12 protein-coding genes are annotated in these 13,219 nt (G+C 64.9%); 9 read left to right on the forward strand and 3 right to left on the reverse strand.

The genetic code is table 11. From position 1 onward, the window contains the following. Window positions 1–20 precede the first annotated feature (20 nt). The 6 genes from ACIBCN_RS36240 to ACIBCN_RS36265 all read left to right on the forward strand — a co-directional run bounded on the left by ACIBCN_RS36240 (window position 21) and on the right by ACIBCN_RS36265 (window position 6,886). A complete protein-coding gene (locus tag ACIBCN_RS36240) occupies window positions 21–1,592 on the forward strand; it encodes an NAD(P)/FAD-dependent oxidoreductase (protein ID WP_396996431.1) in 1,572 nt (523 codons plus the stop codon). Window positions 1,593–1,621: 29 nt separating this feature from the next. Then, window positions 1,622–3,403: a long-chain-acyl-CoA synthetase gene (locus ACIBCN_RS36245; RefSeq protein ID WP_396996433.1), complete on the forward strand. Its 1,782-nt coding sequence runs from the start codon at window positions 1,622–1,624 to the stop codon at window positions 3,401–3,403. Beyond that, the gene (locus ACIBCN_RS36250) at window positions 3,400–4,209 is read left to right on the forward strand and encodes an alpha/beta fold hydrolase (RefSeq protein WP_396996434.1); all 810 of its coding nucleotides are present in this window, start codon (window positions 3,400–3,402) and stop codon (window positions 4,207–4,209) included. Before ACIBCN_RS36245 ends, ACIBCN_RS36250 begins: the two co-directional genes overlap by 4 nt. Beyond that, window positions 4,206–4,682 carry a PaaI family thioesterase gene (locus tag ACIBCN_RS36255; RefSeq protein WP_396996435.1) on the forward strand — a complete coding sequence of 159 codons (477 nt, stop codon included), beginning with the start codon at window positions 4,206–4,208 and terminating at the stop codon, window positions 4,680–4,682. The genes ACIBCN_RS36250 and ACIBCN_RS36255 overlap by 4 nt, the downstream gene beginning before the upstream one ends. Before the next feature lie 57 nt (window positions 4,683–4,739). Continuing rightward, window positions 4,740–6,167 (forward strand): cation:proton antiporter, encoded by a 1,428-nt coding sequence (locus ACIBCN_RS36260; protein WP_396996437.1) that lies wholly within the window; start codon window positions 4,740–4,742, stop codon window positions 6,165–6,167. A 146-nt stretch (window positions 6,168–6,313) separates the two neighbouring features. Then, window positions 6,314–6,886 carry a LuxR C-terminal-related transcriptional regulator gene (locus tag ACIBCN_RS36265; protein WP_396996438.1) on the forward strand — a complete coding sequence of 191 codons (573 nt, stop codon included), beginning with the start codon at window positions 6,314–6,316 and terminating at the stop codon, window positions 6,884–6,886. Window positions 6,887–6,902: 16 nt separating this feature from the next. Here ACIBCN_RS36265 and ACIBCN_RS36270 read toward each other — a convergent pair whose 3' ends face one another. From ACIBCN_RS36270 to panC, 3 genes are read right to left on the reverse strand one after another with little or no spacing between them, the layout of a single operon-like run. Continuing rightward, the gene (locus ACIBCN_RS36270; protein ID WP_396996440.1) at window positions 6,903–7,769 is read right to left on the reverse strand and encodes a P1 family peptidase; all 867 of its coding nucleotides are present in this window, start codon (window positions 7,767–7,769) and stop codon (window positions 6,903–6,905) included. A gap of 15 nt (window positions 7,770–7,784) precedes the next feature. Next, complete coding sequence (locus tag ACIBCN_RS36275; protein ID WP_396996441.1) at window positions 7,785–8,756, reverse strand: hypothetical protein; 972 nt, start codon at window positions 8,754–8,756, stop codon at window positions 7,785–7,787. Window positions 8,757–8,785: 29 nt separating this feature from the next. Continuing rightward, window positions 8,786–9,619 carry a pantoate--beta-alanine ligase gene (gene panC, locus ACIBCN_RS36280; protein WP_396996609.1) on the reverse strand — a complete coding sequence of 278 codons (834 nt, stop codon included), beginning with the start codon at window positions 9,617–9,619 and terminating at the stop codon, window positions 8,786–8,788. Window positions 9,620–9,902: 283 nt separating this feature from the next. Between panC and ACIBCN_RS36285 the strand changes: the two genes are divergently transcribed. The 3 genes from ACIBCN_RS36285 to ACIBCN_RS36295 are packed head-to-tail and all read left to right on the forward strand — an operon-like array spanning window position 9,903 to window position 13,207. Next, a complete protein-coding gene (locus tag ACIBCN_RS36285; protein WP_396996443.1) occupies window positions 9,903–10,334 on the forward strand; it encodes a hypothetical protein in 432 nt (143 codons plus the stop codon). Between the two features lie 2 nt (window positions 10,335–10,336). Next, on the forward strand, window positions 10,337–11,929 hold the full coding sequence (locus tag ACIBCN_RS36290; protein WP_396996444.1) for an NAD(P)/FAD-dependent oxidoreductase: 1,593 nt from the start codon (window positions 10,337–10,339) through the stop codon (window positions 11,927–11,929). Between the two features lie 6 nt (window positions 11,930–11,935). After that, window positions 11,936–13,207, forward strand: a complete 1,272-nt coding sequence (locus tag ACIBCN_RS36295; RefSeq protein ID WP_396996445.1) for a hypothetical protein — start codon at window positions 11,936–11,938, stop codon at window positions 13,205–13,207. Window positions 13,208–13,219: the final 12 nt, after the last annotated feature.

The raw sequence follows: 13,219 nt of genomic DNA on the forward strand, positions 1-13,219 counted from the left end.
GGTAGCTCGAACGGAGAAAAATGATGAAACCGATCGAACGATACGACGTGGTGGTCTGCGGCGGCGGCCTGGCGGGGCTGACCCTGTCGCGGCAGCTCAAGCGGAGCATGCCGGACCTCACGGTGCTGGTGCTGGAGCGGACCGGCGGCGATATCCCGGACGGCGCCTACAAGGTGGGGGAGGCGACGGTCGAAGGCGGCGCGCACTACTTCACCGAACAGCTCGGCCTCACCGGATATTTCAACAAGCAGCACCTGCACAAGCTCGGGCTGCGCCTCTTCTTCGGCGATCAGCACGGCCCGTTCGAGGCGCGGCCCGAGATCGGTGCGCGCCGGTTCGCCCGCGTGCCGTCGTACCAGATCGACCGCGGCATCTTCGAGCGCGATCTGCGCCACGGCGCCAAGGATCTCGGCATCGACCTGATCGAGCAGGCCAAGGTCATCGATATCGACCTGGCCGAGGGTGATGACGATCATGTGGTCACCTACGAGATCGCCGGCGTCGGCGAGCGCAGTGTCCGAACGCGTTTCGTTGCCGACGCCTCGGGCCGTGGCAAGCTGATCCAGCGCAAGCTCGGCCTCGGCACCCCCAGCCCGCACAAGATCAACGCGGCCTGGTGGCGCCTCAAGGGCGAGTACGACGTGGAGCAGATGGCCGCGCCGACCAGCCCGACCTGGATGCCGAAGACCCAAGAGCGCCGGTGGTTTTCGACCAATCACCTGATGGGTACCGGGTACTGGGTGTGGATGATCCCGCTGTCGTCCGGGAACACGAGCATCGGCATCGTGACCGACGAGCGCATCCATCCGTTCAAGACATACTCGACGGAAACCAAAGCGCGGCAGTGGATCGCGGAGTACGAGCCGACGCTGGCGAAGTTCACCGAGAACGCCGAACTGCTCGACTTCTTGGCGCTGCGCAACGCGAGCTACGGGTCCACCCAAGCCTTTTCGCACAATCGGTGGGCGTGCGTCGGCGAGGCGGCGGTCTTCCTCGACGCCTTCTACAGCCCGGGTTCGGACTACATCGCGTACACGAACACCATGACGACGCGGATGATCGAACTCGATCGCAAGGGCAGGCTTACCGAGGACGTCGCGCAGTCCTACAACCGGCTGCTGCTCGAGGACCTGTGGCCGAACTACCTGCAGATGTACCACGACAACTACCAGATATTCGGGCACGCTCCGGCGATGTTCACCAAGGTCATGTGGGATACCTCGTTCTACTGGGCGCTGCCGTCGCAGATGCTGTTCCGCGGCTTGCTCACCAGCCCGGACGCGGCCGCCGAGTTCCATCCCATCGCGTCGAGGTTCTTCGGCATCCAGTCGCGGATGCAGGCGAACCTGCGTGCCTTCGCGGCGCAGGCGCCGCAGCCGGACAAGTATCTGTTCGTCGAGTACAGCAAGGTGCCGATCTGCGCGCAGCTGCACTTGGATCTGCTCACCGACAAGACCGCCGCGCAGACCTTCCGCGACATGCGACGCAATGTCGACCGCTTGGAATCCTGGGCGGACTCGTTCGAGCAGGAGATCGCCGCACGGATCGACCTGCCGCAGCGCGAGCCCGCCGAGGCGGCACTCCAGGCGTAGACCCGACAGCACGAGGAGGAGCGCTTAGCGTGTCGCTGATCCACCGAATCCAGTCGTACGGAACCCTCGCCCGCGGCCTGCTCGAAGGCACCGGGTCGAACCGGACGCTGGCCGTCGAGCTCGAGCGCAGAAGCATGGGGCAGGCCGAGCATCCCTTCCTGCTGTATGAGGATCAGCAGTTCGACTACGCGCAGGCCAATCGCATCGTCAACCGGATCGCGCACGCGTATCGGGCCGCGGGTGTGCGCAAAGGCGACGTGCTCGCCCTGCTCATGGAGAACCGGCCCGAGTTCGTCTGGCATTACCTGGCGGCCGGAAAGCTCGGCGTGGTAGCGGCTTTGGTGAATACGCGGGCCCGCGGCGACGGGCTCGCGCACGCCCTCTCGGTCTGCGGGGCGAACCAGCTGACCGTCGGTTCCGAGTGCCTGCACGCGTTCCTTGCCGTCCGCGACCGCGTGGCGGACGAGCTGGTCGCACGCTGCCGGGTGGACGAGGACCGCAAGGCGCCCGCCGGGGACGCCGGAGGTCTGCTGCGGTTCGTGCAGAGCCCGACGTCCACCGATCCGCCGGAGACCGCCCAGCAGACCCTCGGCGACACGGGCGCCTACATTTTCACCAGCGGAACGACCGGGCTGCCCAAGGCCGCGGTGATGAGCTATCAGCGGTTGACCACCGTCGGCCGGGTCACCGGCGCGCTGGCCTGGCGGCTCGAGCCCTCGGATGTCATCTACAACTGCCTTCCGTTGTTCCACACCAACGCGCTGGTGATCGCGCTGTCGAGCGTGCTCGCGCACGGTGCCACGCTGGCGCTCGGCCGCCGGTTCTCCGCGGGCACGTTCTGGCACGACATGCACCGTTTCGAGGCGACGGGCTGCAACTACATCGGCGAGATGTGCCGGTACCTGGTCAACACCCCGGCCGACGATCGCGATCGCGGGCATCGGGTCCGGGTGATGGTCGGCCAGGGGCTGCAGGCCGATGTGTGGACGACATTGCAAGAGCGGTTCGCGATACCCCGGATCGTCGAGATGTACGCGTCCACCGAGGGCAATATCGCCACCATCAACCTGTCCGGCGAGGTCGGGTCGGTCGGCAAGCTGCGCCTCGGCGGCAAACTCGCGAAATGGGACTTCGATCGCGACGATTTCGTGCGTGACAACGGTCGTCTGGTGCCGAGCGGGCCCGGTGAAGTCGGGGTGCTGCTCGGGCCGATTCGGAAGAAGACACCGTTCGGCGGTTACCGGGACGAACAGGCCACCCGCGCGAAGGTCGTCACCGATGCCTTCCACGACGGCGACGCGCTGTACAACACGGGCGACGTATTCCGCGTGGATGCCAAGAAGAATCTGTTTTTCGTGGATCGGCTGGGCGACACCTTTCGCTATAAGGGCGAGAATGTGTCCACCACCGAGGTGCAGGAGCAGCTCGTGCGGTGGCCCGGTATCGCCTCGGCCAGTGTGTACGGCGTGCCGGTGCCCGGACGCGAAGGCCGTGCCGGAATGGCGGCCGTCGTGCTCGCCGACGGTGCCCGATTCGATGGCGCGGCGCTCGCCGCGCATCTCGACGCGGCGTTACCGCCTTACGCGCGACCGATTTTCATTCGGGTCCGACCATCGCTGGAAACAACAGCGACACTGAAACTGTCCAAGGTGGCACTGCGGCGCGAGGGGTTCGCGCCACGGGAAGGGGAGCCGATCTATGTGCGCGACGCAGGGGACCGCACCTACCAGGAGCTGACGCCGGAGCGTTACGAAGCCATCGTTCGGGCCGAGGAGAGAGCAATGACTCTGGAAGGAACCGAGAGGCTATGACGTTAGAAGGAACTTTCGACCCGGTGGGCTCACCATCCTCGGCGCCGCTGACCATTCAGAAGTCGGGTACTGGACCCCCGGTCGTGCTGGTGCACGGCGGGATGCCCGCCCCGATGACCTGGGCCGCGCAGCGGGATCTGGCGGCCAACTGGTCGCTGATCGTGCCGAATCGCCGGGGCTTTTCGCCGAGCCCGGCCGCGCCGTGGCAAGACTTCCTCGCCGACGCCGACGATTTGTCGGCGATCATCGAGGAAATACCGGGCGGCGTTCATCTCATCGGCTTCTCCTACGGCGGGCTCGGCGCGATTATCGCGGCCGAGCGACTGCCGCACCTGGTTCGGTCGCTGACGCTGATCGAGGCGCCGCTGTGGCATGCCGCCGAAGAGGACGAGACCGTGCGTGAGCTGGCGGAGCTGTCCGATCGATTCGCCGAGAGCGCCGACGACGCCGAGGCCGAGCGGGAATTCTTCGCGGTGGCCGGCGTCGATCCGGCGATGCTCGCCGACGTGAGCGACGACGTGCGCGAGGCGATGGACATGGGGCGCAAGCTCCGTTCGCCGCGCGAGGCCAAGCCCCGGTTCGAGACGATCACCGAGGCGGGCGTGCCGACGCTGGTCTTCTCGGGAGATCACCACCCCGCGCTCGAGCGGGTGTGCGATGCCATCGCCGCGCGCCTGGACGCGCAGCGGGCCCATTTGCCCGGAGCGGGGCATGCCGTCCAGCATGCGCCGGGGTTCAACACGATGTTGGAAACATTTCTGACAGCCGCGGAACAGAGTCGCAGCAATGGAGGAGCCACTAAATGAGCGATGAAGCCACGATTCACGGACACGACAAGGTCCTCGAATACACCATCGAGCTCTTTCGCAGTTTTACCCCGCCCGGCGTGACCCTGCAGTTGCCGCCGCCGTCGGCGAAGGACATGGACATGCAGTTCGAAGAGTATGTCCCGGGAAAGTCGCTGACCGCGACGGCGGCGGCACCGCCGCAGTACGCGAATGCGGTCGGCCTGGTGCAGGGCGGATTCATTTCCGCGATGTTCGACAATCTCATCGGCCCGCTCAGCTATCTCACGGCGCGTGGTCCGGCGACGACGCTGGAACTGACGACGCATTTCATGCGGCAGACCTTTCCAGGACAACGGCTGAGATTGACCGCCACCGTGCGCAAGGCAGGCCGGACGGCGATCTACATCGACGCTGACGCTTACACCGAGGACAACAAGCTGGTAGCGACGGCGCGGTCCACTGTGCAAGTGCTACCGATGCCGACCCCGTAGCCGACTGTCCACCTTCGCTCCGGCGAAGGTGGACATCTTTGACAGCAGAGGTTTTCGATGCCCTCATTACTCGAAGTCACGACGCATTTCTTTTTGCAGGTCGCGTTCATTCTCGTGACTTGTCGCCTGCTCTGGCCGGTGTTCCGGCGTTTGGGGCAGGTCCAGGTGGTGGCGATCATGGCCGCCGGCTTCGTTTTGGGGCCATCGGTGTTGGGCGCGGTGTGGCCGTCGGCGCAGGAGTGGCTGTTTCCGACGACACTGAAGGTGGGGACGACCTCGATCACCCACCCGAACCTCACCGCCATTTATGTTGTGGGCCAGCTCGGTCTGGTGCTGTACATGTTTTTGGTAGGTGCCTCGTTCAAGCTGCAGATTCTGCGGTCGCACCTCGGTAAGGCGGGCGCCACCTCGCTCGCCGGTATCGGTGTCCCGTTGGTATTGGGTGGGCTGCTCGGCTGGTGGATGGTCGGCCAGGGCGACTATTTCACCGGCAAAGTCGGTGCGGTGCAGGGCGGGTTGTTCGTTGCCTCGGCGGTCGCCATTACCGCGTTCCCGATGCTGGCGTGGATCATCTACGCCTCGGGGTTGTTGAACACCCGATTGGGCACAATGTCGCTGTCCTGTGCGGCTTTTGACGACGCCTGCGCCTGGGTGCTGCTGGCTACCGTCGTCGCCACCACCAAAGACAGCATGTCCGGTGCGTTCCTCGCGATCGGTGGCGGTCTGGCCTACCTGGTGTTCATGACCGTCGTCGCGCGGCGCTTCTTGGCGCGACTGAACACCTGGAAACCGCTCGACGGTGACGGCGAACGCACCGGCGGGCTGCCGGTCACGCCGCTGGTGATCGTGTTGCTCGTGGTGTTGCTCGGCAGCTGGTTCACCGATTACGTCGGCATCTACTCGGTGTTCGGGGCCTTCGTGGCAGGGTGCGTGATGCCGCGTGGGGCGTTGCTCGACACCGTCCGGGATCGTTTCGAACCCTTGGTCGCCTACCTGCTGCTGCCTGCCTTCTTCATCTACTCGGGGCTCAATACCAAGCTCAGTTTGATATTCGAGCCGAAGGTGCTGCTGGTCGCGGTCGTCGTGATGGTGGTGTCTTTCGCCAGCAAGTTCGGTGCCATCGGACTCGCGGCCCGCTGGCAGGGCATGAGCTGGCGTGAAGCGGGCGCGATGGGCGCCCTTGCCAATGCTCGCGGATTGATGGAGCTGATCCTGCTCAACATCGGCCTCACCGCGGGCCTGATCACCGGCCAGCTCTACACCATCCTCGCCCTGATGACGATCGTCACGACCTTCGTCGCGACACCGGTCATGCGGTTGTTCGAGCGCAGTGGATGGAAGCACGGCATCGTCTTCGGGCCCTCCGGTGAGGAACACCTGGCGCCCGAAGTCGCCGAACCGCGAACGTCCGGGGACCAAGCACTCAGCACCCCCGAGCAGGTGCTGGGAAAGTCTCGCGTCGATGTGGCCGATGGTCCGCCATGACAGTCGGGTTCGGATCGGATCAGGTAAACCAGCTCCACAACGGCCGTCGCCGTCGGGTCGGGTTACGCAGTGTCGGTGTGGTCCAGCCACGGACCCTGCTGGTCGCCTCTGACTTGCCTTTCGCCCGAACGAATTTCGAGGATGCGGTGGCGGCCTCGAACAGGTTCGCGCTCGCCGGTACCTGTGCCTGGCGCGAGGTGGTGGATCGGACCGTGCGCTGGCATCCCGACGTGGTGGTCCTCGACGCGTCGGTGGCGCGGCTGGCCGGGCTGGCCGAGACCGTGGTTCGGCTGCGGGCGGTGGAGCACGCGCCGATGATCACGCTGCTGGTGGAAGACGGTGCCGCCAAGGCGGATATCGATCGGGTCGACGCGGTGGTGGCGATGGACCGTGGGGTGGTCGCGGTGCTGGAGGTGCTCGAGGTGCTCGCCTCGGGCGCGGTGTTGGCGATGGCACCACGAGCGGGCCGGGTGCACGCCGGGGTTGCCATGGATTATGAAGTGCGGCAGCGGCTTTCGACGCTGACCAAACGGGAGCGGGAGATTCTGCGGCTGGTCGTCGACGGGCTGTCCAACCGGGAGGTGGGCTCCCGGTTGTTCATCAGCCCGGAGACGGTGAAGGAATACGTCAGCCGCATTCTCGCGAAACTGAAGGTGACCAGCCGGATCGAGGCCGCGGTGGCCGCCGTCCGCGCGGAGTTCGACGATGGCGACTGGTAGCCGATCGATGCGATCACTACCGGGGCGCCGCAGCGACCGAGCGGATGGCCTCGGTCACCGTCGCGAGCGCCATCAGTCGCACCAGATCGACGTCGGCATCGACGTAACCCGTTGCCGCGGTGATGAATCCGTCACCGTCGAAGCGGCCGTGCGGCGGGGTGAGCGCGCGCGACAAGCCGTCGTGTGCGCCCTGCGCGACGATGTGGCAGCCGACCTTGTCCAGCCGGGCGTTGGTGATGACCGTGCCGATCGTGGTGTGCGTCCGCGCCGAGGTATTGACCAGGTCGAGTTGAGTGACCGAGTCGAGCAGGATCTCCGAGGTGCCGTCGTCGATGTCGCCGAACGCGTTGACCACGCACAGCGCACCGACGACGAGCTCATGCCAGCGGCGTTCGATGTAGGCCAGGCCACCGGGCCTGCGCGCGGCCGGCCCGCGCCAGTGCCCGGTGTACGCGCCGGTGCCTGCCCCGATGCGTCCGGCGAGCAGCTGCTCGCCGTCGGCGGCGTGGGCCGCGGCATAACCGCGGTCGGCGGTCGGGCGGGCTTTCGGGTCGCCCGCGCTGAGATCGAACAGGGCCAGCGCGGGCACGATCGGCACGTTGCCGCCAGGGGTCGGCACGCCGCGACCGGTCTCCTCGAGGTAGCGCATGACGCCGTCGGCGGCGGCGAGGCCGAACGCCGAACCGCCGGTGAGCAGGACCGCGTCGATGCAGGGCACGGTCTTATCCGGTGCCAGCGCGTCCAATTCGCGGCTGGCAGGCGCACCGCCGCGCACCTCACAGGACGCGGTCGTCCCCTCCGGGAAGATGACGACGGTGCAGCCGGTCTCCCCGAGCGGATCGGTCCAATGTCCGACCCGTATCCCCGGAACGCCTATCGTCATACCGACCACCTCAGCTCAGGAATTCTCGTTCGCGATCACGACGAAGAAGTCGTCCGGTGTCGTCGGGAAGCCCATCTGACGCACATCGGTCGGCAGTGGTTGATAATCGAACAATTGCCGCTCGTTGTACGCGAACAACTCCGCCCCCGTCCTTCCGGCAGAGTATATCGAGACGCTCTTCGTCCAGGCCGCCTGACTCGGATCGGTCACTGGAAAAAGTGCGACATTCTTGTATCTGTCCGCGTCCGGGGTGTCCCGGTAGGGCGGCCGGATAGCGGAGCAGGTGTTGGCGAGCCACCTCGCGTCCGAGTAATCGGGGGCATCGGTGTCGGCGCTGGTGTACACCGAGAGCCACGGTGCCCACGAGCTCAATTTCTCGGTGGGCGCCGGGGCCTTCTCCGCCTGCTCTTGCATGCGCTTGCCGAATTCCTCGTCGGCCGCTCGGCTCGCGGTGGTCAGTACGTGCGGGCGGCCGTCGGACAGGGAGGTGGTAGTCACGGAATCGTGGCCGTCGAACGTGACCACGAACGCGTCGTCCGGATCGGCGATCAACAGGTTGAATCCGGGCGTCTTCGCGACATCGCCGAGCGCGGGCAGCAAGCGTGTCTCGAGCAGCTCGACGGCATCGCGCGCGGATTCGGCGGTCGCGCAATCTATCGGCAGTCCGTATGGCGAGATGAATTCGGCGGGAGTGGGCTCGTCGACGAAAATCCGGCTGTAAACACCGGTGCCGCGATGGAATGCGAGCCACGTGCCACCGTCGATATCGAGTCCGCCGACGACATCGGCCAGCGCGGGGTTGGTCGTGGCCTGGATGGTCCAGACTCGGTCGCGGAGTTCCGGATTGTCGAGCCAGTGTGTTCCGTACGAGAAACGATGCGCCAGTCCGAGCTTCCGGGCGGCATCGTAACCGTGCGGTCGATAGCTGGATTGGTCGCGGGACTCGACGACGACGAATCGTTCGTTCGGTTCGTCGAGGAGAAACATACAGGTGCACATGGTGTTTCCGTTTCACGTTATTTTAAGGTCAACGATAGGTTGTCGATCAGCCGGGTGCGGCCGACATATGCCGCGACCAAGAGCCGGGCTCGGCCCGACGCCCGCGCGGGGCCGAGATCGGGATCGCGCAATTCCAGATATTCGACCCGGATTTCCTCGTGGGAATCGAGGACCGCGCGCGCGGCGCGCATTACCGCCTCGGCGCCTGCCTCGCCCGACCGTGCGCCGGCCCGCAATGCGGCCGGTATCGCGATGGCCGATACCCGCTCGTCCGGCGTCAAGAATCGGTTACGTGAGGACAGCGCCAGCCCATCCGGCTCGCGCACGGTCGGCACCCCGACGATCCGGATGTCGAAGTTCAGGTCCCGCACCATCTGCTCGATCAAAATCAGCTGCTGGTAGTCTTTTTCGCCGAAGAACGCGATGGTCGGCTTGGTGATCTGGAAGAGCTTCGCCACCACGGTGAGCATTCCGCCGAACAGCACCGGCCGGGTCGCGCCGCAGAGTTCGGTACCGAGCGGACCCGGCGCCACGGTTGTCCGCGGTCCGACCGGATACATGCCGACGGGCGAGGGGGCGAACACCGAATCCACACCGACTTCGCGCAGCATCTCGAGATCGGCATCCAGCGTTCGCGGATACCGGTCGAGATCCTCACCCGCCCCGAATTGTAATGGGTTGACAAAAATAGAGACAATCACTTCGGATTCGGTTTCTTTGGCCTGCTCGACCAAAGCCAGATGGCCATCGTGTAAAGCTCCCATTGTCGGGACGAGCGCCACCTCCCGACCACTCGTTCGCAGCTTCTGCGATACGCTGGACATGACTTCCGGATCGTGATGAACAGGCATTGATCGATTCTCCCTCCTGATTTCTGCGAACGCGCTCGGGCGCCTGATTCGGGGTGTACGTGAACCACTTCGACCGTACCCTAACGGCGTCGGCAACGCAGCCGTTGAGCGAATTATGAATAGTTTGTTGATGAATCATTATTTGGCCTGTCGGACAACTCGAAAACTGTTGCAGGCCATGCGTCGAGCGTGCTACTGTTCTTGATGGAACATAAACTTTCGGCGGCCCAGAGGAGGGTCCTGGCGGCCCGGCAGTCTCCTCGTGGGAATTGGACGGGTATTCATGGTCACACCAGCGGAAACAAACTCCAGTAGCACGATAGAAGATATTTCGGCCGATCCGAGTCCGGCCGAAATAGAATTTCAGCAATGGCGGGCCTTGAGCGCCGGTTCGGGCGCGGAATTCTACGACGACGTGCTCGCCGATGATGCGGTCTTGGCGGTGCCGTCCCCGCATGCCTCGCTGTCCAAGCAGATCGCGCTGAACGCGGTCGCCGGAGCGCCGCCGATCGAGACATATCAAATACTCGAATTCCACGAACGAGCATTAGGCCCGGACGCGCATATCGTGTTCTATGAGATGTATCAGAAACGCGTGGGATTAGACGGAATCTACGCCGCAATTTCGACGGTGTATACCCGACGCAACGAACGCTGGCTCATGCAATATCACCAGCAGACTCCGCTGCGCCGGGGCTCGGCCGAGGGGGAGTAGCGGTGGGCGATAAATTCGATGTACTGATATTGGGATCCGGGCTATCCGGCAGTTCGCTCGCGCTCTGCCTACAGGCCTCCGGATTGAAAACCTGCATGGTCGACCCGAAAACGCATCCACGGTTCGCGATCGGTGAATCGACCATTCCGAACACGTCCAAGCTCTACAAACTGATGAGCATCAAATACGGTGCCCCGGAACTGGCCGTGCTCTCGTCGTTCGACAACCTCATCGGGTCGGTCGGCACCTGCGGCATGAAGGACAACTTCGGTTTCGTCTATCACGAGCCCGGCGGCATCGCCGACCGCGCGCACCAGTTCCCACTGTCCGAAATCGTGGAAACCGAGTCGCACCTGTTCCGGGCCGACGTCGATCAGTGGCTCGCGCTCCGCGCCCGCGACAACGGCTCGGTCCTGCTGGAGGGGGTCGGCACCCGCCGCCTCGACATCACCGAACAGGGTGTGAACTTCGAAGGCGATGAGGGCACACAGATCTCGGCCGAATACGTCGTCGACGCGGGCGGGCGCGGTTCACCCGTCGCCGCGACGCTCGGCCTGCGGACCACCGAGGGTCTGCGCACCATGTCGAAGTCCATCTTCACCCACATGACCGGCGTAACCCCGTTCGACGACATCACCGGCATCAGGGCGCCACGGAACTGGCACACCGGAACGCTGCATCACGTCTTCGACGGCGGCTGGATGTGGGTCATCCCCTTCGACAACAACGACAAATCGTCGAACCCGCTGTGCAGCGTGGGCATCACCTGGCGGATCGACGACGGCGACGAGACGCCGAAGCAAAACCCCGAGCAGGCTTTCGCCGACTTCCTGGCGACCTACCCCGAAATCGGCAGGCAGTTCGAGCACGCCGAAAACGCGCGCGAATGGGTGAGCGCGGGCCGGCTGCAATACACCGCCACCCAGACGGTGGGCGATCGCTGGTGCCTGACCTCGAATGCCGCCGGATTCATCGATCCGCTGTTCTCCCGGGGCATGCAGAACACGGCCGTCGTGGTGGACCGCCTGGCCGAGCGGCTGATCGATCAGTTCCGCGGCGGCTGCACGCCCGAGACCTTCGACGACATCGAGCAGATGCAGTCCAGCCTGATCCAGGAAAACGATTTCATCGTCGGCAACGCCTTCCGTTCGTTCACCGACTATGAGCTCTGGAACGCGTGGTTCCGGGTGTGGCAGGTCAATCAGGTGACCGGCACCATGCGCACCGAAAACAGGCTGCGCCGGATCACCGAACTGGCTGCGGCGCAGGGCAATACGAACGCCCCGCTACCGCGGATCGACGTGGCGCCCGGCGCCGGGCTGGACGGATTCATCGACGCGTTCTATCAGAAGTCCGATCAGATCATGGACTCCTACTGGGACAAACGCATCAGCCGGGATGCCGCGGTGGCGGAATTCCGCAAGCTGTTCGCCGACGTCGACTTCGTGCCGCCATCGTTCGGGCTGACGGACATGTCGCAGCCCTACTTCGACATCGATATGGACAAGGTGGCCAGCGCCGTAGCCTGGGCACGCAACGCGCGGCCCGGTATTCGCGAGCTCTATCTCGGTGGGCTGCCCGCCTCGGAAGGTTAGGTGCAGATGAACGCGATAGCCACGTCGTACAGCGACCGGGTGACGGCGGCCGTGTCCGGATCCTTGAACGGACTGCTCAGATTCGACCGCTCCATGGTGACTTCGCTGGACGGACTGGATCGGGACGAGTCCGATCAACCCATTGTCGTCATGCTCCGCGCCTACCTGTATCTGCTCGGCGGCGTCCGTCCGCCCGCGGAGGTGGTCGAGGCCCTGCGGCATATCGATCCCGCCGCGATATCGGTGCTGGAAACCGCGCATCTCGACGCGATCCGGCACCTGCTGCACGGTGCCTACGGTGCGGCGGGCGACACGTTGCTGGAGATATCCAAGCAGTTCCCGACGGACGAACTTGCCTTGGCCGCAGGGCATCAGGTGGATTTCCTGACCGGTGCGACGGAAACTTTGCAGTCGCGACTGTCCGGCAGCCCACTGCTGACCGAGGGGGCCGCCGAGAACTACCCCTACCTGTTGGCGATGCTCGCCTTCGCCTACGGCGAGAACAACGAATTCGCCAAGGCGTACGCCGCGGGCAGTCGAGCACTGACCCTGGCCCCGGACGACAACCCGTGGGCGGTCCACGCCTGCGCGCACGCACTCTTCGAGACACGCGACAACAGCGCCGTCACGGAACTGCTGTCCTCGACGCGCGGCCGGTGGAACTCCGAAAGTTGCCTGCTGCGTACGCATCTGAGCTGGCACCACGCCCTGAACTCGATGGCCGAAGCCGACAACGACGCGCTCACCGAGCTCACCGCCGAGGTCACCAGGGTGCTCGAAACCGAATGCTCGGCAATGCAATTCAGTGACGCGGTGTCGCTGCTGTGGCGACTTCGGCTGGCGGGCATCGCGGGCCCGGATGAGTTCATCGCCGTCGCCGACAAGGCACTGGAGATCCGCGACGCGTCGAACTCGGCCTTCGTCGATCTGCACGTCCTGCTGGCGATCATCGGTGCCGACCGGCACGAGCTGGCCACCCAGGTCGCGGCGGAAATAGGCGCCGACGCAACCGATCTGGCGGCACACCTGACCGGCACCCGCCGCACCGCGGTCGGTGTCGCCGAAAGTTTTCTGTATTACTGCCAATCGAACCCGGAACAGGCAGTGCGGCAATTGGTTTCCGTACTGCCCGCCGTGGTCGGCATGGGCGGCAGCATGGTGCAACGCGATCTCGCGCTGGAACTGCTGGTCACCTGCGCCAACGGCCGAGAGTCGGACCTGACCATTCCGGCCGGTATCGATAGGCGCCCCTTGGTAACGTACCTACGCTCGCGATAGGAATGACCGAAC

Source organism: Nocardia sp. NPDC051052 (genome assembly GCF_044456045.1).
In the GTDB taxonomy this organism is placed as follows: Bacteria; Actinomycetota; Actinomycetes; order Mycobacteriales; family Mycobacteriaceae; genus Nocardia.

What these genes read in the sequence shown, in the direction of transcription:
- ACIBCN_RS36285 (WP_396996443.1), top strand. Translation starts at nt 9,903, where the DNA reads ATGGTCACACCAGCGGAAACAAACTCCAGTAGCACGATAGAAGATATT.
- ACIBCN_RS36275 (WP_396996441.1), bottom strand. Translation starts at nt 8,756, where the DNA reads ATGTTTCTCCTCGACGAACCGAACGAACGATTCGTCGTCGTCGAGTCC.
- ACIBCN_RS36295 (WP_396996445.1), top strand. Translation starts at nt 11,936, where the DNA reads ATGAACGCGATAGCCACGTCGTACAGCGACCGGGTGACGGCGGCCGTG.
- ACIBCN_RS36240 (WP_396996431.1), top strand. Translation starts at nt 21, where the DNA reads ATGATGAAACCGATCGAACGATACGACGTGGTGGTCTGCGGCGGCGGC.
- ACIBCN_RS36250 (WP_396996434.1), top strand. Translation starts at nt 3,400, where the DNA reads ATGACGTTAGAAGGAACTTTCGACCCGGTGGGCTCACCATCCTCGGCG.
- panC (WP_396996609.1), bottom strand. Translation starts at nt 9,619, where the DNA reads ATGCCTGTTCATCACGATCCGGAAGTCATGTCCAGCGTATCGCAGAAG.
- ACIBCN_RS36270 (WP_396996440.1), bottom strand. Translation starts at nt 7,769, where the DNA reads ATGACGATAGGCGTTCCGGGGATACGGGTCGGACATTGGACCGATCCG.
- ACIBCN_RS36255 (WP_396996435.1), top strand. Translation starts at nt 4,206, where the DNA reads ATGAGCGATGAAGCCACGATTCACGGACACGACAAGGTCCTCGAATAC.
- ACIBCN_RS36260 (WP_396996437.1), top strand. Translation starts at nt 4,740, where the DNA reads ATGCCCTCATTACTCGAAGTCACGACGCATTTCTTTTTGCAGGTCGCG.